Below are 22,922 nucleotides of genomic sequence, written 5' to 3'. Positions count from 1 at the left end.
GGTTCCAGGTGTCACATCACGAGGATAAGAACCCGCAGACCAGTGTCTACCTGCGCGTGCCCGCCCCCGAGGGGCGTTCCGGGCAGGGCGTAGACGGCGACACGACGGCGAGTTTCAGCGCTGAGTTCGGTGCGGCGTTGGCCGCGATCGACGCCGGCGTCACCTCAGAGGAGACAGAGGCGATCGCGGCCCTTCCGGCCGGTTCGGCTCTTCTCATCGTGCGCCGCGGTCCCAATGCGGGGGCACGCTTCCTGCTCGACGCCGATGTCACGACGGTCGGCCGTCACCCCGACGCCGACATCTTCCTCGACGATGTCACGGTCTCTCGCCGTCACGCCGAGTTCGTGCGTCACGAGGGCAAGCTCGAGATCCGCGATCTCAACTCGCTCAACGGCACCTACTACGACGGCAAGCGCATCGACTCCGCCATCCTCGTCGATGGCGGCGAGGTGCAGGTCGGCAAGTTCCGCCTCACGTACTACCCGTCGCGGCTCGATGTCATCAAGTCCGATGCCATCAAGTCCGACACCACTCATTCGTCGGACGCTTGATGTCGGCCGCCCCGGCAGCGCAGGGGAAGCCGTCAGCGCAGGGCAAACCCTCGTCCCCGTCGAAGGCTGCGGGCGGGCCGCTGCTCAGCATCGGCCAAGTGCTCGCGCGCCTCACGACCGAGTTTCCCGACCTCACCAACTCGAAGCTGCGCTTCCTCGAAGAGCAGGGTCTGGTCTCGCCGTCGCGCACCAAATCGGGCTACCGCAAATTCTCTCCGGTCGACGTCGAGCGGCTGCGGCTGATCCTGTCCATGCAGCGCGACCACTACCTGCCGCTCAAGGTCATCCGTCAATATCTCGCCGACCTCGATGAGGGCCGCGCCCCGGTGTTCCCGGGTGGCACACCCCTCGCGGCGGTCTCCACGATCATCCCGGCCGGCCGCCGCTACAGCCGAGAAGACCTGATGCGCGACACGGGTGCCTCGGCCGCGCTGTTCACCGCTGCGGTGAGCGCCAACCTCATCCAGCCCGCCGAGTTCCACGGCGAAGAGGCCATCTCCGTGCTGCGCGCGCTCGTCGCCCTGCAGCGCTATGGCATCGAGCCCCGCCACCTGCGCGGCTATCGTGGGGCCGCCGAGCGCGAGGTCGGCATGGTCGAAAGCGCCCTGCTCCCGCTCTCCACGCGCCAAGACGCCACCAGCCGTGCCAAGGCTCAAGAGCTGTCGGGTGAGATCGCCGGGCAGCTCGAGGTCGTGCGGTCGAGCCTCATCCGAGCCGCCCTCACGCGCTTCGATCGATAGCGATTTATCACAGAAGCATCACGGTGACTCGACACGCCGAAACGCAGAATGCGGATGTCGTTGTACTCGGGTGCCCGCATGGGTAGCGTTGTCTCAGCGGAACAAACCCCGCGACATCTTCAGAAGGGCTCACGGTGATCGATATCAGCGCCAACGGCGACCGTGCCGACGACGGCGGGTCGTCGAACGACGACGCTCGCTACGGTCTCGGGCTGCTCTTCACCGACGGCATGCCCGAGCGCGACGACCAGGCGGGTTACCGCGGCGCTGTCGCCGCTCGCGCCGCCGGCATCAGCTACCGTCAGCTCGACTACTGGGCACGCACGGGGCTCGTCGAGCCCACCATCCGCGGTGCAGCGGGTTCGGGTTCTCAGCGGCTCTACGGCTTCCGCGACATCCTCGTCCTGAAGCTCGTCAAGCGCCTGCTCGACACGGGCATCTCGTTGCAGCAGATCCGCACGGCCGTCAACCAGCTGCGCGAGTCCGGCGTCAACGATCTGGCCCAGACCACGCTCATGTCCGACGGCGCGAGCGTCTACCTGTGCACGTCGAACGACGAGGTCATCGACCTCGTCAGCCGCGGCCAGGGCGTCTTCGGCATCGCGGTCGGCAAGGTCCTGCGCGAGGTCGAGACGACGCTCGTCGAGTTCGACCCGCAAACGCTCGACCCGTCCGACGAGCTCGCCGCGCGCCGCGCTGCCCGGAGCGCTTAGGCTCCACGATGACTGCGGATGCCTGGCCACCCGCCATCTCCGCCATCACCCTGTTCGTCGACGACCTCGTCGATTCGATCGAGTTCTATCGCACGGCCTTCGGCCTCGAGGTCATGTTCCTCGACGACGACTCGGCCGTCTTCTCGTTCAACAACACGCTCATCAACCTGCTGAAGGTCGAAGCGGCCGAGGAACTCGTCCATCCGGCCGACGTGGGCACGTCGAACGACAACCCGCGCATGCAGTTCACCATCCCGGTCGACGATGTCGACGAGCGGTGCGCCGAACTCGTCTCCCGGGGAGTGGTACTCCTCAACGGCCCTATGGATCGTCCCTGGGGCATTCGCACGGCCAGCTTCCGCGACCCGAGCGGTTACGTCTGGGAGATCGCACGCTGAAGCTGCCTGCCAGCGTGGGCAGGTGCTAGCGAGCGGCGAACCGCCGGCTGCGGCAGGGGAGCGGTGGTTACTTCGCCGAAGCGGGAAGCTCGGCGTATTCGCCCACGCGGCCGGTGCGCAGCACGCGGTCGAGCAGCAGGTCGAAGTTGTGCGCCATCTCTTGCGCGCTGTCGCCGGGCCAGATGTGCAACGGCTTGGCCGCACCCTGGGCCTGCTGCAGCGACGTGCGCTCGGGCAGCTGCGGGCTGAGCACGAGCGGGCCGAACATGTCGCGCAGCTCTTTGATGCGGAACTGGTGCTCGAGCGACTGCGAACGCACGCGGTTGACGATGATGCCGAGGGGCTGCAGGCGGGGGCTGAGCCCGCGGCGGATCTCTTCGATCGCACGCAGGGCGCGGTCGGCGGCGGCCACCGAGAAGAGGCCGGGCTCGGTGACGACCGACACGCGATCGCTGGCGGCCCAGGCCGTGCGCGTGAGTGCGTTGAGTGAGGGGGCGCAGTCGATCAGCACGAGGTCGTAGTCGGCTTCGACGTGCGCCAGCGCTTCTTCGAGCTTCCAGATGTCGCGGATCGACGGGTGCGGGCCGTCGAAGTTGATGGCGGACGGGCTGCCGATCATGACGTCGATGGTGCCGGGGTGGGTCTTCGTCCAGCCGGAGGGGGCGATGGCCTGACGGACCACCTTCTCCTTGGGCGAGGCGAGAACGTCGGCGACGTTCAGGCGGCCCGCGAGGGCGATGTCCATGCCCGTGGACACGTCGGATTGGGGGTCGAGGTCGACGACAAGAGTTCGCACGCCGCGCGCGAACGCCGCGGAGGCCAAGCCGAGGCTGACCGTAGTCTTGCCGACGCCTCCCTTGAGGCTCGATACGCTGAGTACATGCACAATCGTCTACGTTACCTTTACTAGGCTGAGAGAACCTAAACGTTCGCTGTGCGCTGTCGCCCCCGGAAGCCCCCCGAAAGGTCTGCATGTTTAAGAAGATTCTTGTCGCCAACCGCGGAGAAATCGCGATCAGGGCATTCCGTGCGGCCTATGAGCTGGGCGCCGGCACCGTCGCCGTCTTCCCCTACGAAGACCGCAACTCGCTGCACCGCTTGAAGGCCGACGAGGCCTACCAGATCGGTGAGCCCGGGCATCCCGTGCGCGCCTACCTCGATGTGGCCGAGATCATCCGGGTCGCCAAGGAGTCGGGCGCCGACGCCATCTACCCGGGCTACGGTTTCCTGTCCGAGAACCCCGACCTGGCCGAGCAGGCCGCGGCCAACGGCATCACGTTCATCGGTCCGGGCTCCTCGGTGCTCGAGATGGCCGGCAACAAGGTCACGGCGAAAGAACACGCCATTGCCGCGGGCGTACCCGTTCTGGCATCCACGCCCGCCTCGAAAGACATCGACGAATTGCTGGCGGGTGCGGATGCCGTGGGCTTCCCGCTCTTCGCCAAGGCCGTCGCCGGTGGTGGCGGGCGCGGTATGCGTCGCGTGGCCACCAAGGACGAGCTGGCCCCCGCGCTGGCCGAGGCCATGCGCGAAGCCGACAGCGCGTTCGGCGACCCCACCATGTTCCTCGAGCAGGCCGTTCTGCGCCCGCGCCACATCGAGGTGCAGATCCTGGCCGATGCCCAGGGCGGCACGGTGCACCTGTTCGAGCGCGACTGCTCGGTGCAGCGCCGCAACCAGAAGGTCGTCGAGATCGCTCCGGCCCCGAACATCTCCGAAGAGCTGCGCCAGGCCCTCTACCGCGACGCCGTCGCGTTCGCGAAGTCCATCGGCTACGTCAACGCCGGCACGGTCGAGTTCCTCGTCGACACGGCGGGGGAGCGCGCGGGCAAGCACGTCTTCATCGAGATGAACCCCCGCATCCAGGTCGAGCACACGGTGACCGAAGAGATCACGGATGTCGACCTCGTGCAGTCGCAGATGCGCATCGCCTCGGGCGAGTCGCTCGTCGACCTCGGGCTCACGCAGGACCAGATCCACATGCACGGCGCGGCGCTGCAGACGCGCATCACGACGGAGGACCCGTCGCAGAACTTCCGCCCCGACACGGGCAAGATCACCACCTACCGTTCGCCGGGTGGCGGCGGCATCCGCCTCGACGGCGGAACGATCAACCCGGGTGCGCAGATCAGCCCCCACTTCGACTCCATGTTGGCGAAGCTCACGTGCCGCGGCCGCGACTTCCCGGCGGCCGTCACGCGCGCCAAACGCGCCCTGGCCGAGTTCCGCATCCGCGGCGTGTCCACCAACATCCCGTTCCTGCAGGCCGTGCTCGAAGACCCCGACTTCGTGGCGGGCGACCTGAGCACCTCCTTCATCGAGGAGCGCCCGGGCCTCTTCAAGGGCCACGAGTCGAAGGACCGCGGCACCAAGATCATGAACTGGCTGGCCGATGTCACGGTCAACCAGCCGAACGGCGCGCGGCCCACGGGTGTGAAGCCCATCGACAAGCTGCCGAAGGTCGACCTGTCGGTGCCCGCCCCGGCCGGTTCCCGCCAGAAGCTGCTCGAGCTCGGCCCCGTCGCCTTCGCGAAGTCGCTGCGCGAGCAGACCGCCCTGGCCGTCACCGAGACGACCTTCCGCGACGCCCACCAGTCGTTGCTCGCCACGCGCGTGCGCACCAAGGACCTGCTCGCGGTGGCGCCTTACGTCGCCCGTCTCACCCCCGAACTCCTGTCGGTCGAGGCCTGGGGCGGTGCCACCTACGACGTGGCCCTGCGCTTCCTCGGCGAAGACCCGTGGGAGCGCCTGGCGAGCCTGCGCGAGGCCCTGCCCAACGTCAACATCCAGATGTTGCTGCGCGGCCGCAACACGGTGGGCTACACGCCCTACCCGACCGAGGTCACCGACGCCTTCGTGCGCGAGGCCGCGGCGACGGGTGTCGACATCTTCCGCATCTTCGACGCCCTCAACGACGTCGAGCAGATGCGTCCGGCCATCGACGCCGTGCTGAAGACGGGAACGACCATCGCCGAGGTGGCCGTCTGCTACACGGGCGACCTGCTCGACCCGGCCGAAGACCTCTACACCCTCGACTACTACCTCGACCTGGCCGACCAGATCGTCGCGGCTGGCGCACACATCCTCGCCATCAAGGACATGGCCGGGCTTCTGCGTCCCGCGGCGGCCGCCAAGCTCGTCGCGGCGTTCCGAGAGCGCTTCGACGTTCCGGTGCACGTGCACACGCACGACACGGCGGGCGGTCAGCTGGCCACCCTGCTCGCGGCCAGTGCCGCGGGCGCCGACGCCGTGGATGTCGCGAGCGCACCCATGGCCGGCACGACGAGCCAGCCCTCGGCCTCCGCTCTGGTCGCCGCCCTGGCCCACACCGAGCGCGACACGGGCCTCTCGCTCGCTGCCGTCTCGGACCTCGAGCCCTACTGGGAGGCCGTGCGCCACGTCTACAAGCCGTTCGAGTCCGGCCTGCCCGGCCCCACCGGCCGCGTCTACAAGCACGAAATCCCCGGCGGCCAGCTGTCGAACCTGCGTCAGCAGGCCATCGCGCTGGGCCTCGAGAACGACTTCGAGAAGATCGAGGACATGTACGCCGCGGCGAACAAGATCCTCGGCCGCATCCCCAAGGTCACGCCCTCGTCGAAGGTCGTGGGCGACCTGGCTCTGCACCTCGCGGCCGTCAACGCCGACCCGGCCGACTTCGAGCAGAACCCGAGCAAGTACGACATCCCCGAGTCGGTCGTGGGCTTCATGGCGGGCGAGCTGGGCGAACTTCCCGGCGGCTGGCCCGAGCCCTTCCGCTCGAAGGTGCTCGAGGGCCGTCACGTGAACATCGACGTGGCCCCCGTCAGTGCGGATGACCTCGCGGCACTCGACGGCGACTCCCTCGAGCGTCGTTCCACCCTCAACCGTCTGCTGTTCCCGGCGCCCACGCGCCAGTTCGAGCAGATGCGCGAGTTGTTCGGCGACCTGTCGATCATCGACACCGTCGACTACCTCTACGGCCTCGAGCCCGAGGGCGAATACGTGGTCGAGTTCTCGAAGGGCGTGCGCCTCTACGTGGGCCTCGAAGCCATCGGCGAGCCCGACGACAAGGGTATGCGCACCGTCATGACCATGGTCAACGGCCAGCTGCGCCCCGTCTTCGTGCGCGACCGCAGCGTCGCCATCGAGACGAAGGCCGCAGAGAAGGCCGACACGTCGAAGCCCGGCCAGGTCGCCGCGCCGTTCTCGGGTGTCGTCACGCTCAAGGTCGAACCCGGCACGAAGGTCACGAGCGGGCAGCCCGTCGCGTCCATCGAGGCCATGAAGATGGAAGCCGCGATCACGGCTCCCGTCGCGGGCAAGATCGAGCGCCTCGCCATCTCGACCACGCAGCAGGTCGAGGCGGGCGACCTGCTCGTCGTCATCACCCCCAGCGAATAGTCCCCATCCCGGGGCGGTTCGGTCTGCACCGACCGCCCCGGGCGAGGGACCAGTACGACAACAGAAAGACATCGTGACAGAACGACAGATCCGCTTGTTCGGCGACCCCGTGTTGAAGACGCCTTCCGAACCGATCGGCAATATCGACGACGGCATCCGCGGTTTGATCGACGACCTCGTCGACAGCGTCAAGCTGCCGGGTCGCGCGGGTGTGGCGGCGAGCCAGATCGGCGTGAACCTGCGCGCTTTCAGCTACAACATCGACGGCAATGTGGGCTACGTCATCAACCCCGTGCTGGTCGAGGTGTCGGGTGAGCCCGAACCGGTCGACGAGGGATGCTTGTCGGTGCCGGGTCTCTGGTTCCCGACGCCGCGCTACCCTTTCGCGCGCGTCCGCGGTATCGACGTCGACGGCAACGAGATCGAGGTCTCGGGTGAGGGGCTCATGGCGCAGGCCCTGCAGCACGAGACCGACCACCTCGACGGCATGCTCTACCTCGACCGGCTCGAGAAGCAGCACCGCCGCGAAGCCATGAAGCAGGTTCGCGAGAGCGACTGGTTCTGAGCCGGGCCGCGCGCTCTGCATGCGCGCCGCGCGATCCCGCCGCGCATCCGTGCCTCTCATGACGAAGGCCCCGACCACTCACCGGTGATCGGGGCCTTCGTCATGTGTGCCGCTAGTGCAGGATCGAGTGCCCCTGCGTGTTGGGCGAGCCGGCGTAGAGGTTCTCCACGGTGTCGGCGAAGTCCTTCATGATCACGTGGCGCTTGATGCTCATCTTGGGCGTCAGGTGGCCTGACGCCTCGGTGAACTCGGTTGTGAGCACGACGAATTTGCGGATCGATTCGGCGCGCGAGACCCGGGCGTTGGCGGCGTCGATGGCGCGCTGGATCTCGCCGAGCACGGCGGGGTTCGACGCAGCCTGCTCGAGCGAGAGCGAACCATCTTCACCGTTGTTGGCCAGCCAGGTGGGCAGCATCTCGGGGTCGAGCGTGATGAGCGCCGAGATGAAGGGCTTCTGGTCGCCGACGACGACGACCTGGCCCACGACGGGGTTCGAGCGGATGGGGTCTTCGAGCGCGGCCGGGGCTACGTTCTTGCCGCCCGCCGTCACGATGATCTCTTTCTTGCGGCCCGTGATGGTCAGGAATCCGTCCTCGTCGAACGATCCGATGTCGCCCGTGCGGAACCAACCGTCGTCGAACGCCTCGGCCGTGGCTTCGGGGTTCTTCCAGTACTCCTTGAAGATGTTGATGCCCGAGACCTCGACCTCGCCGTCCTCGGCGATGCGGATGCCGACACCGGGCATTGCGGGCCCGACCGTGCCGATCTTCGACTTGGTGCTCAGGTTGACGCTCGCGGGCGCCGTGGTCTCGGTCAGGCCATAGCCCTCGAGGATGACGATGCCGAGGCTGTGGAAGAAATGCCCGAGCCGCGGCCCGAGCGGAGCCGAACCCGAGACGGCGTATTTGACGCGACCGCCCATAGCCGCGCGCAACTTGCTGTAGACGAGCTTGTTGTAGAGCGCGAACTTGACCTTCATGCCGAAGGTCACCTCGCCCTTCTCGCCGGCCTTCGAGTACTCGACGGCGAAATCCGCGGCCGCGCGGAAGATCTTGCCCTTGCCGCCGCCTTCGGCCTTCTGCTCGGCCGAGTTGTAGACCTTTTCGAAGACCCGCGGCACGGCCAGCAGGAACGTCGGCTTGAACGACCCGAGTGCGGGCAGCAGCTGTTTGGTGTCGGCTTGGTGGCCGGTGCGCACGCCGGCGTGCACATTGAGGATGGAGATGAAGCGCGCGAACACGTGCGCTGTGGTGATGAAGAGCAGGGTGGACGCGCCATCCGGGTCTTCGAGCACATCGTTGAGCGCGACGTAGGCGTTGCGCGAGAGCTCGACGAAGTTGGCGTGGGTGAGCACGCATCCCTTCGGTTTGCCGGTCGAGCCGGATGTGTAGATGAGGGTGGCGATATCGTCTTCGTTGGCGATCGAGCGGCGTCGTTCGATCTCGGCATCGGGAACGTCGACACCCTGCGCCGCGAGCTTCTCGAGGTCTCCCAGGTCGATCTGCCAGACCTTGTCGATGCGGGGCAGCTCGGGGTGCACCTCGTCGAAGCGTGAGAAGTGCTCGGCGGTCTCGAGGATGACGGCGTCGGCCTCGGAGTCGCTCAGGTTCCACTGCACCTGGCTGGGGGAGGACGTCTCGTAGACGGGCACGAGGATCGCGCCCGCGAACCAGGCCGCGAAGTCGATGAGCGTCCACTCGTAGCGCGTCTTGCACATGAGGCCGATGCGGTCGCCGGGCTCGATGCCGGCCGCGACGAAGCCTTTGGCGAGGGCCGTGACCTGGTCGAGGAACTCCCGCGCCGTGATGTCGCGCCAGCCGGACGGGACCGCCGCGTCGGGAACGGCGAAGAGGGGGCGGTCGGGCGTCGCCGCAACTCGGTCGACCAGCAGGTCGGTCGCGTTCGCGTCGGGGTCTTTCGGGACGACGGCGGGCGTGACGAACGTTGTGGCGATCTTTTCCACGGCAACTCCTTCGGTACCAGGTAATCGGGTGCCTCTACTCTACGGGTGTTCCGCCGGTCGGACTCCAAATGGCGCGCGCGGGGCCGCGGGTTTACACTCGGGGAGTGCTGCTGCCCAGGCCGCCACACCCCCATCCATCCCACACGACCCGGAGGTCAGCGCGTGCACGCGATCGGAATCGACATCGGCGGAACGAAGATCGCGGGAGCGGTCATCGACCCCGACGGCACGATCGTTCGTGATCTGCGCACGCCCACCCCCGCGGGCGCGCCCCAGCTCATCGAGGACGCCGTCGTCGAGATGGTCACGGCCCTGTCGGCCGAACACGATGTCGTCGCCGTGGGCGTCGCGGCCGCCGGGTTCATCGACGCCGCGCAGTCGACCGTCTACTACGCGCCCAACATCAACTGGCGCAACGAGCCCTTCCGCACCAAACTCGAGGCGCGCATCGACCTGCCCATCGTCATCGAGAACGACGCCAACGCCGCGGGGTGGGCCGAATTCCGTTTCGGCGCCGCGCGGCTCGTCAGCGATATGGTCATGCTCACCATCGGCACGGGCGTCGGCGGGGCCATCGTCGCCTCCGACACGCTCTTCCGCGGCGGCTTCGGCGCGGGTGCGGAGCTCGGCCACTTGCGTCTCGTGCCGGGCGGTCTCCTGTGCGGCTGCGGGGCACACGGATGCCTCGAGCAATACGCCTCTGGTCGCGCGCTGCAGCGCATCGCCAACGAACTCGCCGACGCCGGTGGAATCGGGCAGAACCTTGCGCGGGTGCGGGCCGAACGCGGCCGCCTCGACGGCTCGGACATCGCCGAACTCATCAGCGACGGCGACCTGGGCGCCCTCACGGCCCTCCGCCAGCTCGGCACTGTCATCGGCGAGGCGTGCGCCACCTTCGGCGCCGTGCTCGACCCGCAGATGTTCGTCATCGGCGGGGGAGTGGCCCAGGCCGGAGACCTCTTGCTCGACCCCATCCGACACGCCTATGAAGAAAACCTCTCGGCGCGCGGATATCACCCCGAGCCGGAGTTTAGGATTGCGGAACTGGTCAACGACGCGGGTGTCGTGGGCGCAGCCGATCTGGCGCGGCACTTCGCCTCGCGCCTGCCCGCGGGTCATTCAGCCCCGAGAAAGTAGTGGAACGCCGATGTTCTATTGGTTGATGAAGCAGGTGGTCGTCGGGCCGCTCGTCAAGGCGCTCTTCCGCGTATGGGTGGTCGGCGAGGAGAACGTTCCACGGCAGGGCGCCGCGATCCTCGCCAGCAACCACCTGTCGTTCATCGACTCGGTGCTGCTGCCGCTCTACCTGCGCCGACGCATCGCGTTCCTCGCCAAGAGCGAATACTTCAGCGGCCGTGGCCTCAAGGGCTGGGCCACCAAGACGTTCATGAGCGCGACGGGCCAGCTGCCCATCGACCGTTCGGGCGGCAAGGCGTCCGAGGCCTCGCTCCGCACGGGGTTGAAGGTGTTGTCGCGCGGTTCGCTGCTCGGCATCTACCCCGAGGGAACGCGCAGCCCCGACGGCAAGATGTACCGCGGCCGCACCGGTGTGGCGCGCATGGTGATCGAGGCCGGGGTGCCCATCATCCCCGTCGCCATGATCGACACCGAGAAGGCCATGCCGACCGGCCGTCGGTTGCCGCGCATCCGCCGCATGGGCATCATCATCGGCGAGCCCCTCGACTTCTCGCGCTTCGAGGGCATGGAATCCGACCGCTTCATCCTGCGCTCGGTGACCGACGAGCTCATGTACGAGATGCAGCGCCTGAGTCGCCAGGAATATCGGGATGTCTACGCCACGAGCGTCAAGGAGAAGGCCGCCGCCCTTTCGCGATAGGCTGAAGCACCGTGCCTCGTGCCCCTGGTGCGAGGCATTTCCCTGCGAAAGAAATAGGAAAAACTGTGGTGAATCCGACTGAGCCGGTTGTGTTGGCAGACGAGTCCGTGATTGCCGGTTTGGACTATTGGCGTGAACTCGAGATCAAGCAGCAGCCGCAGTGGCCCGACGCCGAGGCCGTGCAGAAGGCATCCGCTCAGATCGCCGCGTTCCCGCCCCTCGTCTTCGCGGGGGAGGTCGACCTGTTGCGCGAGCGCCTCGGCCGCGCCGCCGCCGGTGGAGCGTTCCTGCTCCAGGGTGGCGATTGTGCCGAGACGTTTGCCGGTGCGACGGCCGACCAGATCCGCAACCGGGTCAAGACCATCCTGCAGATGGCTGTCGTGCTCACCTACGGCGCCTCGATGCCCGTCATCAAGATGGGTCGCATGGCCGGCCAGTTCGCCAAGCCGCGTTCGAGCGACACCGAGACGCGCGGCGGCGTCACGCTGCCCGCCTACCGTGGCGACATCGTCAACGGTTACGACTTCACGCCCGAATCGCGCCGTGCCGACCCGCAGCGCCTCGTCGAGGGTTACCACATGGCCGCCTCGACGCTGAACCTCATCCGGGCCTTCACGCAGGGCGGTTTCGCCGATCTGCGCGAGGTACACAGCTGGAACAAGGGCTTCGCCTCGAATCCCGCCAACCAGATGTACGAACAGCTGGCCAAGGACATCGACAAGGCGATCAAGTTCATGGAGGCGGCGGGCGCCGACTTCGATGAGCTCAAGCGCGTCGAGTTCTACACGGCGCACGAGGGCCTGCTCATGGACTACGAGCGCCCCATGACGCGCATCGACTCCCGCACGGGCACGCCCTACAACACGTCGGCCCACTTCATCTGGATCGGGGAGCGCACGCGCGACCTCGACGGCGCGCATGTCGACTTCCTGTCGCGGGTGCGCAACCCGATCGGCGTCAAGCTCGGCCCCAGCACCACGCCCGAGACCATGACGGCGCTGATCGAGAAGCTCGACCCCAACCGCGAGCCCGGTCGTCTGACGTTCATCACGCGCATGGGTGCCGGCAAGATCCGCGATGCCCTGCCGCCCCTGCTCGAGGCCATCAAGAAGACCGACGCCACGCCGCTCTGGGTCACCGACCCCATGCACGGCAACGGTCTCACGACGCCCACGGGCTACAAGACGCGTCGTTTCGACGACGTCGTCGACGAGGTCAAGGGCTTCTTCGAGGCGCACCGTGCGGCCGGCACCCACCCGGGCGGCATCCATGTCGAGCTCACGGGTGACGACGTCACCGAGTGCTTGGGCGGCTCCGAGCACATCGACGAGGCGTCGCTCGCGACGCGCTACGAGTCGCTGTGCGACCCGCGCCTGAACCACATGCAGTCGCTCGAGCTGGCGTTCCTCGTGGCCGAGGAGCTCGCGAAGTAACGTCCGAACCAAGATGAGAAGGGCCCCGCTTTCGAGCGGGGCCCTTCTCCTTTTCGAGGACTCGGCGTGTCAGACATCCGAGCGCCCGTGAACCCGACGCGCGCGATTCATACAGACCGATCAGCCGCTGAATATGAGGCGGGGTCGATCCTGGCCCATTCCGGGGTCGTTCGACGTGCGCGACCGACGCCTACCGATGGATGGGTCGACGTCTGCCGACGGGCACACGCGAGAGTTGTCGGCTAGATGTTGGCCGTGATGGTGACGGTGCTGCCGCGCTTGATGGCGGTGCCTCCGGCGGGGTCGGAACCCGTGACCGTCAGGCCCGGCAGGTTCCATGCGTTCTCGGGCACGATGGTCGTGACCTTGACGGTGAAGCCGAGCTGCTCGAGGGCTGACTTCGCCTCGGCGATGTTCTTGCCGGCGAGGTCGGGGACCGTGACGACGTCCGGGCCCTTCGACACGATGAGCGTGATCTGGCTGCCCTCGGTGATGGTCTGGTCGGCAGCGGGGGGAACGATGCCGATGACGTCGCCCGCCGCGACCGTGTCGCTGAACTGGCTCTGCTTCTTCTCGCCCACGCCGAGGTTGACGGTGGCGAGCGTCGCGGTGGCGTCCTCGAGCGTCTGGCCCGCGACATCCGGAATCGGGCCGGCCGACACGACGAGGTCGATCGTCTGGCCTTGCGCGGTGTCACCGCCCTGGGACATGTCACCGCCGTCGGACTGCCGCGACGCCGAGATGACGGTGTCGGCGGGCACATCGGCGACGAAGTTCTTGGTCACGGCGCCCAGGGTGAGCTTGTTCTGATCGAACTCGGCCTGCACATCGGGCAGGGGTCGGCCGGCGAGCACACCGAGCGTCACGGGTTGTGGGCCCTGAGACACGGTGAGCGTCACGGTGGTGCCGCGGGCCACGGATGCTCCGGCCCCGGGCTTCGCGTCCATGACTGTTCCGGGCGCAACCTCGAGGCTGTAGACCTGCGCGTGCGCCGGAACCAGCTCGAGCTCCTCGAGCGCCGCATCGGCATCGTCGACGTTCGAGCCGACGACGGTGGGGATGGCGACCTGGGCACCGGGCCCGGCACCGAAGTAGAGACCTGTTCCCACCGCTCCCGCGGTGAGGAAGAGCACCAGCGCGAGCAACCAGTAGCCACGGCGGCGGCGGGCATTGCTCTGCCGGCCGAGCACGGTGGGCGCGTCATCCGCATCGACCGGGCCCGTGGCGACGGCCTGCGAGGTGAGCACACGCGTGAGTTCGGCCGGCGACTGCGATTCGAGGGGCGCGGGCATGAGCATGGTGGCGTGCGACGTGTTGGTGGCGGGCATGCCGAGCGTGTTCTCGACCTCGCGCAGGCGCTCGAGCAGCTCGCTGGCGTCGGCGGGGCGTTCGTCGGGGTTGCGCTCGGTCGTCCAGAGCACGAGGTCGTCGAACTCGTCGGGGATGCCGGGAACCAGCGCGCTCGGGCGCGGAACCGACTCGTTGGCGTGCTGGTAGGCGATCTGCATGGGCTGCTCGCCCTTGTAGGGCTGCTCGCCGGTCAGCATTTCGTACATCATGATGCCGAGCGCGTAGATGTCGCTGCGCTTGTCGGCGATGCCGCGTGTGACGAGTTCGGGGGAGAGGTAGGCGATGGTGCCGAGCAGCGCCTGGCCGGTGGCCGTGTTGGCGCTGGCGGCGCGGGCGAGGCCGAAGTCGCCGATCTTGATGCGGCCGTCGTCGGCGAGCAGCACGTTCTCGGGTTTGAGGTCGCGGTGCACGATGCCCGCGCGGTGGGCGGCCGCCAGACCGGTGACGACGGCATCCATGATGTCGACGACCTGACGCGGGGTGAGGCGGCCGTGGTCGCGCAGCAGCTCGCGCACGGTGATGCCGGGGAGGTGTTCCATGACCAGGTAGGTCATATCGGAGTCTTGGCCCTGGTCGAAGACGCTCACCACGTGCGGGTTGGCGAGACGGGCGGCCGAGCGGGCCTCTTGCACGAACCGCGACGTGAAGTTGGAGTCGTCGGACAGGTGCCCGTGCATGATCTTGATGGCCACGCGGCGCTCGAGGCGCAGGTCGGTCGCCAGGTAGACCGTCGCCATGCCGCCGCGGGCAATACGCGAGCGAACCTCGTATCGATCGTCGATGAGACGGCCGATCATGGGGTCGGTCTGCTGGCTGGTGGTCACGAAGAGAGTCTATGGAGTGGCGTCACCGACGGCCTGGCAAAACACCGATGAGACACGCACCGGTTCGATATTCGTAACCGGATCGTAAGAAACCTCTAGCCGAGCTGGGCCAGCCACGAGCGGGCGGATGCTTCCCACTTCGCGTATTCGTCGGGGTGCGCCGACTTCTGCACGGCCTGGGCTGCCTGCGTCACCGTGAGGTTCTCCCAGCCCGGAACGTCGAACAGACCCGAGGTGACGCCCGTGTTCGGGTTCGTCTTTCCGCCGAAGAACGCGAGGATGGCTCGCTGCCGGTCGCGCACCTGGTCGGGCGTTCCCCACCCCTGGCTGGGGCGCTGCTGAAACAGCCCGAGCGAATCGCGGTCGCCGTGGTCGATGTTGCGCATGCTCGATTCCTGCATGGCGGCGGCTAGCGCGATCACGATGGCCCGGTCGCCGGCGCCGATGCTGCGGCCGGTGGCGATGATGAGGCGCGCGTTCTCGGTCATGGGGGCGTCGAGCGTGGCGATGACCTGGGGCGCGGGCTGCGGAGCCGGTGCGGGGGTCGGAGCCGGAGCCGGAGCGGATGACGGGGGAGCGGGCTGCGCGGCGGGCGGGGCCGGGGTCGTCGCGGCGGCCGCCTGCAGCCCGGGCAGCGCGATGGTCTGCCCCGGGTAGATGATGTCGCCACCGTGTAGACCGTTCGCGGCGAAGAGTGCCGCTGTGGTCACGCCGTGCTGGGCGGCGATGCCGCTGAGGGTGTCGCCCGAGACGACCGTGTAAGACGCCGATGCCGACGGGGCCTGCGCGGAGGGGGCAGACGGAGCGGGGGCTGGCGCGGGCGCCGAGGGGGTGGCCGCGTCTGCGCGCAGAGTCAACTCTTGCCCGGGGAAGATCGTGCTCGACCAGCTCAAGCCGTTGAGTGCCAGAACGGATGCCGTCGCGACGCCGTGCTTCTGCGCGATATCCGAAACGGTGTCGCCGCTCTGGACGGTGTAGGACGATGCGCCAGCGACCGAAGCGACCGAAGCGACCGAAGCGACCGGGGCGACGGAGGCGACCGGCGCGACGGAGGCGACCGGGGCGACCGGGGCGACGGCCCCGGCGGGATCGTCGCTGAAACCGAGGGTGGGCAGAGGACGCGTGCTCGAGATGTCGCCCCATGTCGGTGCGTCCGCGGCGTCGTGGGCCGTGGCGTGCGCCGCGATATCTGCGCGGCCGGCGGTGGCTGGGCCCGTGCCCGTCGACTCGCCGGCATCGGAAGCATCGTCGGGGATGCGATCGTCTGGCGCCGTGTGCGGAACGCCGTGCGCCGCCAGAGGAGCCGTGAGCGCGAGCCCGAGCATGATGCCGCCCGTGCTGGTCAGAACCGCGCCCGTGTTGGACAGGGCAGTGGGGGTGGTCAGGGTGCGTCGGCGCATGATGTGCCCATCTTTCGTGACCCCCGTTTGAGTGACATTGCGTACCCACGGTGACACAGTCGAGAGAACCTCGTCAACACGCGGGGGCCGGGCGGCGGACGTCCGGGGTGCCTGGCGCCGCGTCATCCGACGTCGTTTTGCCGCCCGACCGCTTTTCCGAGCCCCGGGATCGTGGCAGACTCGGGGTGTGACTGATGCGTTTTCCCACCACGAGTGGCTCACCGTTCCTGACCTCGTCGAGCTGCTCGACCTCAGCCAGAGCCGGGTGCGCCGTCTGATCGAAGACAAGCACCTGCTCGCCGTGCGCCGCGACAACATTCTGAGCGTGCCCGCCGTGTTCCTGCGCGACAACGAGCCGCTGCAGGAGTTGCGCGGCACCCTGTTCGTGCTCGGTGACTCGGGTTTCTCCGACGATGAGGCCATGGACTGGCTGCTCACCGAAGACGAGAGCCTCGGCGTCTCGCCCATCGAGGCGTTGCGCTCCGGCCGCAAGACCGAGGTCCGCCGCGTCGCCCAGGCGCTCGGCTAAACGACACGTCTCGACGAGCTCGTCCCGCCGACCGGCACACCCGATTCTGTGGCACGGCCGGGCGCGCAGCGGGGCGAAACGCCCGCCCGCGGAGCCGAGGCGGCCGGATCTAGTAGAGGCGGCTGGATCTAGTAGTTGCGGCGCGTGACGGTCTCGGCGAGCTCGCTCAGGCGCTCGACCGCTTCCGCTCCGAGGGGTGCTCCGTCGAGGGCCGCGCGCGCGACGCGCACGTTCTCGGAGATGATCTCCTCTGAGCGGTCGACCGCTCCGCTCTCGGTGATGGTCGCCTGCAGCGACGCGATCTGTTCCGGCTCGAGCGCCGGGTCGCCGAGCAGCTCGTCGATGAGGTTCTTGGTCGGCGCGGGCACGGCTTCGCGCGTGAGCGCGATGAGCACCGTGCGCTTGCCCTCGCGCAGGTCGTCGCCGCTCGGTTTGCCCGTGACCTTCTCGTCGCCGAAAACACCGAGCAGGTCGTCGCGCAGCTGGAAGGCCACCCCGAGCGGGAGGCCGAAGCTGCGCAGGGCCTCGAGTTGGGCGTCGCTGCCGCCGGCGAGCAATGCGCCCAGGGCCAGTGGCGCCTCGATGCTGTACTTCGCCGATTTGAAGACGACCACGCGCTGGGCCCGCTCGCGGTGTTCGCTCTCGGGCCGGCTGCGCCACGCGCGCTCCTCGAGGATGTCGAGGTATTGCCCGGCCGTCACCTCGGTGCGCATGCGCATGAACTCGGCACGCACCCGAATGGATGTCGCGCGATCGACCAGCGCCAGCGCCTCGTCGAGGATCTCGTCGCTCCAGCCGAGCAGCAGATCGCCCAGCAGAATGGCGGATGCGCGGCCGTAGTCGTCACCGTCGCCATCCCACCCGCCGTCGGTGTGCAACTTCTCGAAGCGTCGGTGTGCGGCCGGGGCCCCGCGCCGCGTGTCGGAGTTGTCGATAATGTCATCGTGCACGAGCGCCGCCGCGTGGAAAATCTCGAGTGAGGCCGCCAAAGTGACGACCGCCCTCAGCTCATCGGATGTCGGCTGCCCGACGTCGCCGGCGGCGCTGCGAACGCTCTGCCACCCCCAGTAGGAGAAGCTCGCCCGGAACCGCTTGCCACCGCTGAGAAACTCCCGAGAGAACGCGGAGAACGGGAGGAGGTCGTCGCCGAGGTGAGCGAGAATTGACGCACGGGTTTCGAGGAATTCTTCGATCCGATCATTGACCAGTTCGGCAAGGTTTCGGCTTTCGGTCACAAGACCACCCTAGCGGGATGCCTGGCCTAGCCTCGGTGTCGCTGGCGGGTTAGAATTCGTGACATACATGCCCCGTGTTGAGCGAGTTGGAGGGTAAGACATGCCGCTTTCCGAGCAGGAGCAACGGCTCCTTGACGAGATGGAGCGCAACCTCTACCGCAACGATGCCGATTTCGTGTCGACCGCCGGTGATCAGCGCGGCCGCCCGAGCTACCGCAGCATCGCGATCGGTTCGGTCGTCGGCATCCTGGGCGTCGGCGCCCTCGTCACGGGTGTGGTTCTGCAACAGCCCGTCGTCGGCATCATCGGTTTCGTCGTGATGTTCGCCGGTGTCATGATCGCCATCACGCCCCGCAAGCACCACGGCACGCTCACGGCCGAAGACGTTTTGAAAGAAGCGCAGCGCCCGTCCGCTTCGAAGAAGAAGGCCGCATCGGGTGGCACATTCATGAATCGCATGAACAGCCGCTGGGATCGCCGCCAGGACGACCGCGGAGAATAACCCCGGTCGAGCGGGTTCGGCCCGGCGCCTGTCGCCGTCAGCCATACCGCCACACACTCAAGCAGTCGCACTCCGGTGCGGCTGCTTTTTTGTTGCCCGTCTACTCTTTCCGCCTGCGCTTTCCGCCGGCGCTCTGTGCCGGCGCTCTCTGCTAGCGCTCTCTGCGAGCGCTTTACGCAGGCGCTCCCTGCCGAAGGGGCGCGGTTCTCCACTTTCCTCCCCGGCGCCGCGGACCTTCCCTCCACTCCGCGCGCCCTCGCGGCTCGCGCCGTCTGGCGCGCCGGGAAACAGCCCCGAAAGCGCCCCATTGCTCTCCCCGGCCCTCCACCCGCGCGTCGCCTGCAATGACGCGGATTTATTCCCGATTCGGCCGAGAAAAGAGGCGAATGTCATAGGTTTGTGGTGCGAAGTGGAGTAAAGTGGAGACATCCCGAAAGTTGGCCGGAACGAGAAGGGGGATGACACGTGTTTCTTGGCACCTACGCCCCCAAGCTCGACGAGAAGGGACGCATCATCCTGCCGGCCAAGTTTCGCGACGAACTCGCCGGGGGAGTGGTGATGACGCGGGGCCAGGAGCACTGCATCTACGTCTTCTCCACCCGTGAGTTCGAAGAACTGCACACGAAGATCCGTCAGGCGCCCGTCACCTCCAAGCAGGCGCGCGACTACCTGCGTGTGTTCCTGTCCGGCGCCAGCGCCGAGACACCCGACAAGCAGCACCGCGTCACGGTCCCCGCATCCCTGCGCGCCTACGCCGGCCTCAGCCGCGACCTCACGGTCATCGGTGCCGGCAGCCGCGCCGAGATCTGGGACACCGAGGCGTGGGAGGCCTACCTGGCCGAACAAGAAGCAGCATTCGCCGACACCGCCGAGGAGGTGATTCCGGGACTCTTCTAGTCCCTGCGTTCTGACTCCCAGCCGTCCACTCCCTGGCATACTTCCCCGTTGCCAGGTCGGGTCGGATGGGGATCAGAGTCCAGGGGCCACCCGGTTCATATGGCCCTGAACGACATCCACACCCCGGTTCTACTCGAGCGTTGCGTCGAGTTGCTGGCACCCGCCCTCGCGGCCGACGGTGCCGTGCTGGTCGACTGCACGCTCGGCATGGGCGGCCACGCCGAGGCATTCCTCGAGCGTTTCCCGAACATCACGCTCGTCGGTCTCGACCGCGACCTCGACGCCCTCGCCATCTCGCGCGAACGCCTCGCCCGCTTCGGCGATCGTGTCAAGCTCGTCCACACGGTCTACGACGGCATCGACGAAGCCCTCGAAGGTCTCGGCATCCCCGAGGTGCACGGCATCCTGTTCGACCTCGGCGTTTCGTCGTTGCAGCTCGACGAGGCCGAGCGCGGCTTCGCGTACTCCAAAGACGCGCCGCTCGACATGCGCATGGATGCCACGAGTGAGCTCACGGCCGAGACGGTCATCGCCACCTACACCGAGCACGAGCTGCGCAACATCTTCCAGAAATACGGCGAAGAGAAGCTCGCGCAGCGTTACGCCCGCAAGATCGTCGAGGCGCGCGACGCCCGCCCCATCACGCGGTCGGCCGAGCTCGTCGAGATCATCCAGGCGGCAACGCCCGCGGCCGTTCAGCGCGCCGGGCACCCCGCCAAGCGCGTCTTCCAGGCCCTACGCATCGAGGTCAACCAAGAACTGTCGGTGCTCGAAGACGCCATCCCGCGTGCGTTGGACTCGCTCGCGGTCGGCGGGCGCATCGTCGTGCTGGCCTACCAGTCACTCGAAGACCGCATCGTCAAGAAGGACTTTCAGAAAGTCATCGCGTCGACGGCCCCCGCCGGCCTGCCCGTCGAACTGCCCGAGCACGCCCCCCTCTTCCGCGCCCTGGTCAAGGGTGCCGAACTCGCCTCCGACGACGAAAAAGCTGAGAACCCCCGCGCCACCCCGGTGCGACTGCGGGCCATCGAGCGCGTGAGAAAAGGAACCCGATGAGCGCCCAGACCGCCTATGACCTGCCGCTGACCGCTTCGGGGGCCGCCGCATCCGCGCTGCCCGCGCAGCCGGGGCGCAAGAAGGCCCCCTACATCGAGGCCGTTCCAAGAGATGCACGGCGCGCGCGGCCCAAGACGGCCTATGCGCTCGTCACGGTCGGCGGCGTGCTCGTCGTCGTCATCGCGCAGCTGCTGCTCGGTGTGGGGCTCAGCCAGGGCGCCTACGAGATCTCGTCGCTGCAGGCATCCGAGCGGTCGTTGGGGCTGCAGCTGCAGACCGTCTCGAACGACGTGAAAGAGATCTCGTCGCCTCAGTACCTCGCCGCCAACGCCGAATCCCTCGGCATGGTCATCAACGGCACCCCCGCCTACCTGCGCCTGAGTGACGGCTCGGTCACGGGCAACGCCACCGCCGCCACCACCGACACGCCGGTTCCGCTCATCTCGTCGAACGCAATTCCCAACTCGCTCATCGCCGGAGATCCGCTCGCCGTCGCGCCCGACGCCACGGTCGGCGACCCCGACGCAACCGCCGAGGGCGCGCCTACCGATGAAGCCGCGCCGCCGACCGTATCGTTGGAGAACGGTCTGCCGTCCCCGAGCACGCACTAGCCCGCAGCGCACTTCCGCCCCGGTGAACGCCCCGCGCGATCACCGAGACACAAGACGTCGCGACGGGTGCCGCCCGACCAGGCGCTGACAGACCGGATGCCGAGAGGCGTCAGCCGAGAACCCGAGCAGAGAAGGACGAAGCGTGGCCTCACACACCGTCTCGACCAAGCGGCGCATCGTTTTCGCCGTCGCAGCCGTCATCGTGGTGGTGGCCGTCTTCGTCGTCAGACTCGTCGACATCCAACTCGTGCGCGCCGACGCACTCGTCTCCGACTCGCTCACCAAGACCACGGCCAACGGCACCATCTACGCGCCGCGCGGCGAGATCCTCGACACCAACGGCAACATCCTCGCCAGCACCGTCGCGCTGTTCGACATCACGACATCGCCCCGCGACGTCAAAGAATTCGACCGCACCATCGACGGCAAGAAGCAAGAGGTCACGGTCGAGCAGGCCCTCACCGAGGTGGGCGCCATCACCGGGCAGTCCGCCTCCGACCTGCAGAAGATCATCGACGACGCCCTCGCCGCCGACTCCGCGTCCAACTATGCGCTGCTCATCAAGTCGCAGAGCGCCGACAACTACCAGAAGATCCGCGACCTCAATATCCCGTGGATCTACACCGAGCAGAACCCCGGCCGCACCTACCCCAACGGGTCCGTCGCGGGCAACGTCATCGGTTTCGTCGGCAGCGACCAGAAGGGTCTCGCCGGCATCGAGCTGCAGCAGAACGCCTGCCTCACGGGCGAGAACGGCACGCAGAGCTACCAGCGCTCGAAAGACGGCGTGGCACTGCCCGGCACCACCGAGGTGACCACGGCCGCCAAAGAGGGTGGCAACGTGAAGCTCACGATCGACGCCGACCTGAACTGGTACATGCAGCAGCTCGTGGCCTCGCAGATCGCGGCGACGGGCGCGACCTCGGGAACGGTCATGGTCACCGAGGTGAAGACCGGCAAGATCCGCGCCCTGGCCGAATGGCCGAGCGTCGACCCCAACGACATCAACGCGACCGCCCCCGAAGACCGCGGCTCGAAAGCTTTCACGGCGCCCTTCGAGCCCGGGTCGATCTTCAAGCCTTTGACCGCGGCATCCCTCATCGATGCGGGGCTCGCCACGCCCACCTCGCAGGTGTTGGCCGAGTACCGGTACAAGCCCGAAAACGGCGCCAGCATCAAAGACGCCCTGCCGCACGACCCCGAGCGCCTCACTCTGACGGGCGTGCTGCAGCAATCGTCCAACACCGGTCTGAGCAAGCTGGGCGAGAAGATGAGCGCCCAAGACCGCTACAACTACCTGAAGAAGTTCGGCATCGGCGATGCGTCGGCCGTCGGATTCCCCGGCGAAGACTCCGGCATCCTGCACCCGTGGGAGAAATGGGACAACCAGACCGACTACGTGACCATGTTCGGTCAGGGCGTCGCCGTCACCGCGATCCAGATGGCCAACGCCTACCAGGCGATCGCCAACGGGGGAGTCGAACTTCCCATGCAGCTCGTCGAGGGGTGCGAATACTCGGACGGCACGACGACGGAGGTGCCAGCCGCATCCGACGGAAAACGGGTCATCAGTGAGGAAGCCTCGAAAGAGGTCCTCGGAATGATGGAAACCGTGGTCACGAACGGATTCTTGGCCAAAGACCTCACGATGCCCGGCTACCGCGTAGCAGCAAAATCGGGCACCGCGGAACAGTCCGACGGCGCGGGTAAACTGAAGAAAACCTATGTCGCCTCGATGGCCGGAACCGTTCCGGCAGAAGACCCCCAATACGTGATCACCGTGCACCTGAAAGACCCGCTCACCCTCATGTCGTCGGCAGCGGCGGCACCGGTCTTCAAACAGGCCGTCACGCAAGTGATCAAACGCTACGGAATTCCGCCCTCCACGGGCACGCCGGCGAACTACCCCGGCGAATACTGAGTCATGACAACGCCTGT

20 protein-coding genes are annotated in these 22,922 nt (G+C 67.5%); 15 read left to right on the top strand and 5 right to left on the bottom strand.

What is annotated here, in order from left to right:
• The first annotated feature begins 50 nt into the window (after positions 1 to 50).
• The 4 genes from ACZ6IE_RS08300 (at position 51) to ACZ6IE_RS08285 (ending at position 2,402) form a co-directional block, all read left to right on the top strand.
• Positions 51 to 551: an FHA domain-containing protein gene (locus ACZ6IE_RS08300; protein ID WP_464608613.1), complete on the top strand. Its 501-nt coding sequence runs from the start codon at positions 51 to 53 to the stop codon at positions 549 to 551.
• On the top strand, positions 551 to 1,291 hold the full coding sequence (gene ftsR / locus ACZ6IE_RS08295) for a transcriptional regulator FtsR (protein ID WP_464607536.1): 741 nt from the start codon (positions 551 to 553) through the stop codon (positions 1,289 to 1,291). Before ACZ6IE_RS08300 ends, ftsR begins: the two co-directional genes overlap by 1 nt.
• A gap of 230 nt (positions 1,292 to 1,521) precedes the next feature.
• A complete protein-coding gene (locus ACZ6IE_RS08290) occupies positions 1,522 to 2,004 on the top strand; it encodes a MerR family transcriptional regulator (RefSeq protein ID WP_234991099.1) in 483 nt (160 codons plus the stop codon).
• Between the two features lie 8 nt (positions 2,005 to 2,012).
• Positions 2,013 to 2,402 (top strand): VOC family protein, encoded by a 390-nt coding sequence (locus ACZ6IE_RS08285; RefSeq protein ID WP_464607535.1) that lies wholly within the window; start codon positions 2,013 to 2,015, stop codon positions 2,400 to 2,402.
• Positions 2,403 to 2,469: 67 nt separating this feature from the next.
• On the opposite strand, the gene ACZ6IE_RS08280 is transcribed toward ACZ6IE_RS08285, so the two are convergent.
• Positions 2,470 to 3,288, bottom strand: a complete 819-nt coding sequence (locus tag ACZ6IE_RS08280; RefSeq protein WP_077053082.1) for a ParA family protein — start codon at positions 3,286 to 3,288, stop codon at positions 2,470 to 2,472.
• A gap of 86 nt (positions 3,289 to 3,374) precedes the next feature.
• Here ACZ6IE_RS08280 and ACZ6IE_RS08275 point away from each other — a divergent pair, with 86 nt between their 5' ends.
• Both ACZ6IE_RS08275 and def read left to right on the top strand, forming a co-directional pair.
• Complete coding sequence (locus ACZ6IE_RS08275) at positions 3,375 to 6,782, top strand: pyruvate carboxylase (protein ID WP_464607534.1); 3,408 nt, start codon at positions 3,375 to 3,377, stop codon at positions 6,780 to 6,782.
• A gap of 73 nt (positions 6,783 to 6,855) precedes the next feature.
• Positions 6,856 to 7,347 carry a peptide deformylase gene (def, locus tag ACZ6IE_RS08270; RefSeq protein WP_464607533.1) on the top strand — a complete coding sequence of 164 codons (492 nt, stop codon included), beginning with the start codon at positions 6,856 to 6,858 and terminating at the stop codon, positions 7,345 to 7,347.
• A 112-nt stretch (positions 7,348 to 7,459) separates the two neighbouring features.
• Here def and ACZ6IE_RS08265 read toward each other — a convergent pair whose 3' ends face one another.
• Complete coding sequence (locus tag ACZ6IE_RS08265; protein WP_464607532.1) at positions 7,460 to 9,310, bottom strand: AMP-dependent synthetase/ligase; 1,851 nt, start codon at positions 9,308 to 9,310, stop codon at positions 7,460 to 7,462.
• 162 nt (positions 9,311 to 9,472) lie between these two features.
• On the opposite strand from ACZ6IE_RS08265, the gene ACZ6IE_RS08260 reads away from it, so the two are divergent.
• The 3 genes from ACZ6IE_RS08260 to ACZ6IE_RS08250 all read left to right on the top strand — a co-directional run bounded on the left by ACZ6IE_RS08260 (position 9,473) and on the right by ACZ6IE_RS08250 (position 12,580).
• Positions 9,473 to 10,447, top strand: a complete 975-nt coding sequence (locus tag ACZ6IE_RS08260; protein WP_464607531.1) for an ROK family glucokinase — start codon at positions 9,473 to 9,475, stop codon at positions 10,445 to 10,447.
• A 10-nt stretch (positions 10,448 to 10,457) separates the two neighbouring features.
• The gene (locus tag ACZ6IE_RS08255; RefSeq protein WP_464607530.1) at positions 10,458 to 11,147 is read left to right on the top strand and encodes a lysophospholipid acyltransferase family protein; all 690 of its coding nucleotides are present in this window, start codon (positions 10,458 to 10,460) and stop codon (positions 11,145 to 11,147) included.
• A gap of 65 nt (positions 11,148 to 11,212) precedes the next feature.
• Complete coding sequence (locus ACZ6IE_RS08250; RefSeq protein WP_077053087.1) at positions 11,213 to 12,580, top strand: class II 3-deoxy-7-phosphoheptulonate synthase; 1,368 nt, start codon at positions 11,213 to 11,215, stop codon at positions 12,578 to 12,580.
• Positions 12,581 to 12,822: 242 nt separating this feature from the next.
• Here ACZ6IE_RS08250 and pknB read toward each other — a convergent pair whose 3' ends face one another.
• On the bottom strand, positions 12,823 to 14,754 hold the full coding sequence (gene pknB, locus ACZ6IE_RS08245; RefSeq protein ID WP_464607529.1) for a Stk1 family PASTA domain-containing Ser/Thr kinase: 1,932 nt from the start codon (positions 14,752 to 14,754) through the stop codon (positions 12,823 to 12,825).
• 95 nt (positions 14,755 to 14,849) lie between these two features.
• The gene (locus tag ACZ6IE_RS08240; RefSeq protein ID WP_464607528.1) at positions 14,850 to 16,154 is read right to left on the bottom strand and encodes a LysM peptidoglycan-binding domain-containing protein; all 1,305 of its coding nucleotides are present in this window, start codon (positions 16,152 to 16,154) and stop codon (positions 14,850 to 14,852) included.
• A 187-nt stretch (positions 16,155 to 16,341) separates the two neighbouring features.
• Here ACZ6IE_RS08240 and ACZ6IE_RS08235 point away from each other — a divergent pair, with 187 nt between their 5' ends.
• Positions 16,342 to 16,683, top strand: a complete 342-nt coding sequence (locus ACZ6IE_RS08235; protein WP_464607527.1) for an Rv2175c family DNA-binding protein — start codon at positions 16,342 to 16,344, stop codon at positions 16,681 to 16,683.
• A 128-nt stretch (positions 16,684 to 16,811) separates the two neighbouring features.
• Here ACZ6IE_RS08235 and ACZ6IE_RS08230 read toward each other — a convergent pair whose 3' ends face one another.
• On the bottom strand, positions 16,812 to 17,918 hold the full coding sequence (locus tag ACZ6IE_RS08230) for a polyprenyl synthetase family protein (protein ID WP_464607526.1): 1,107 nt from the start codon (positions 17,916 to 17,918) through the stop codon (positions 16,812 to 16,814).
• Between the two features lie 100 nt (positions 17,919 to 18,018).
• Between ACZ6IE_RS08230 and ACZ6IE_RS08225 the strand changes: the two genes are divergently transcribed.
• The 5 genes from ACZ6IE_RS08225 (at position 18,019) to ACZ6IE_RS08205 (ending at position 22,905) form a co-directional block, all read left to right on the top strand.
• Complete coding sequence (locus tag ACZ6IE_RS08225) at positions 18,019 to 18,420, top strand: DUF3040 domain-containing protein (protein ID WP_077053090.1); 402 nt, start codon at positions 18,019 to 18,021, stop codon at positions 18,418 to 18,420.
• A gap of 465 nt (positions 18,421 to 18,885) precedes the next feature.
• Positions 18,886 to 19,317 (top strand): division/cell wall cluster transcriptional repressor MraZ, encoded by a 432-nt coding sequence (mraZ, locus tag ACZ6IE_RS08220; RefSeq protein ID WP_077053091.1) that lies wholly within the window; start codon positions 18,886 to 18,888, stop codon positions 19,315 to 19,317.
• 99 nt (positions 19,318 to 19,416) lie between these two features.
• The gene (gene rsmH / locus ACZ6IE_RS08215; RefSeq protein WP_077053092.1) at positions 19,417 to 20,373 is read left to right on the top strand and encodes a 16S rRNA (cytosine(1402)-N(4))-methyltransferase RsmH; all 957 of its coding nucleotides are present in this window, start codon (positions 19,417 to 19,419) and stop codon (positions 20,371 to 20,373) included.
• Positions 20,370 to 20,984: a cell division protein FtsL gene (gene ftsL / locus ACZ6IE_RS08210; RefSeq protein WP_464607525.1), complete on the top strand. Its 615-nt coding sequence runs from the start codon at positions 20,370 to 20,372 to the stop codon at positions 20,982 to 20,984. Before rsmH ends, ftsL begins: the two co-directional genes overlap by 4 nt.
• A 142-nt stretch (positions 20,985 to 21,126) precedes the next feature.
• Complete coding sequence (locus tag ACZ6IE_RS08205; RefSeq protein ID WP_464607524.1) at positions 21,127 to 22,905, top strand: peptidoglycan D,D-transpeptidase FtsI family protein; 1,779 nt, start codon at positions 21,127 to 21,129, stop codon at positions 22,903 to 22,905.
• Positions 22,906 to 22,922 lie beyond the last annotated feature (17 nt).

It is taken from the genome of Okibacterium sp. AC114 (genome assembly GCF_979253355.1).
This window is presented reverse-complemented; position numbering and strand designations above follow the sequence as displayed.

Bases quoted from the DNA above. Each gene is read 5' to 3' on its own strand.
- ftsL (WP_464607525.1), top strand. From the start codon at position 20,370: ATGAGCGCCCAGACCGCCTATGACCTGCCGCTGACCGCTTCGGGGGCC.
- ACZ6IE_RS08290 (WP_234991099.1), top strand. From the start codon at position 1,522: ATGCCCGAGCGCGACGACCAGGCGGGTTACCGCGGCGCTGTCGCCGCT.
- ftsR (WP_464607536.1), top strand. From the start codon at position 551: ATGTCGGCCGCCCCGGCAGCGCAGGGGAAGCCGTCAGCGCAGGGCAAA.
- ACZ6IE_RS08225 (WP_077053090.1), top strand. From the start codon at position 18,019: ATGCCGCTTTCCGAGCAGGAGCAACGGCTCCTTGACGAGATGGAGCGC.
- rsmH (WP_077053092.1), top strand. From the start codon at position 19,417: ATGGCCCTGAACGACATCCACACCCCGGTTCTACTCGAGCGTTGCGTC.
- ACZ6IE_RS08275 (WP_464607534.1), top strand. From the start codon at position 3,375: ATGTTTAAGAAGATTCTTGTCGCCAACCGCGGAGAAATCGCGATCAGG.
- ACZ6IE_RS08285 (WP_464607535.1), top strand. From the start codon at position 2,013: ATGACTGCGGATGCCTGGCCACCCGCCATCTCCGCCATCACCCTGTTC.
- ACZ6IE_RS08255 (WP_464607530.1), top strand. From the start codon at position 10,458: ATGTTCTATTGGTTGATGAAGCAGGTGGTCGTCGGGCCGCTCGTCAAG.
- ACZ6IE_RS08240 (WP_464607528.1), bottom strand. From the start codon at position 16,154: ATGCGCCGACGCACCCTGACCACCCCCACTGCCCTGTCCAACACGGGC.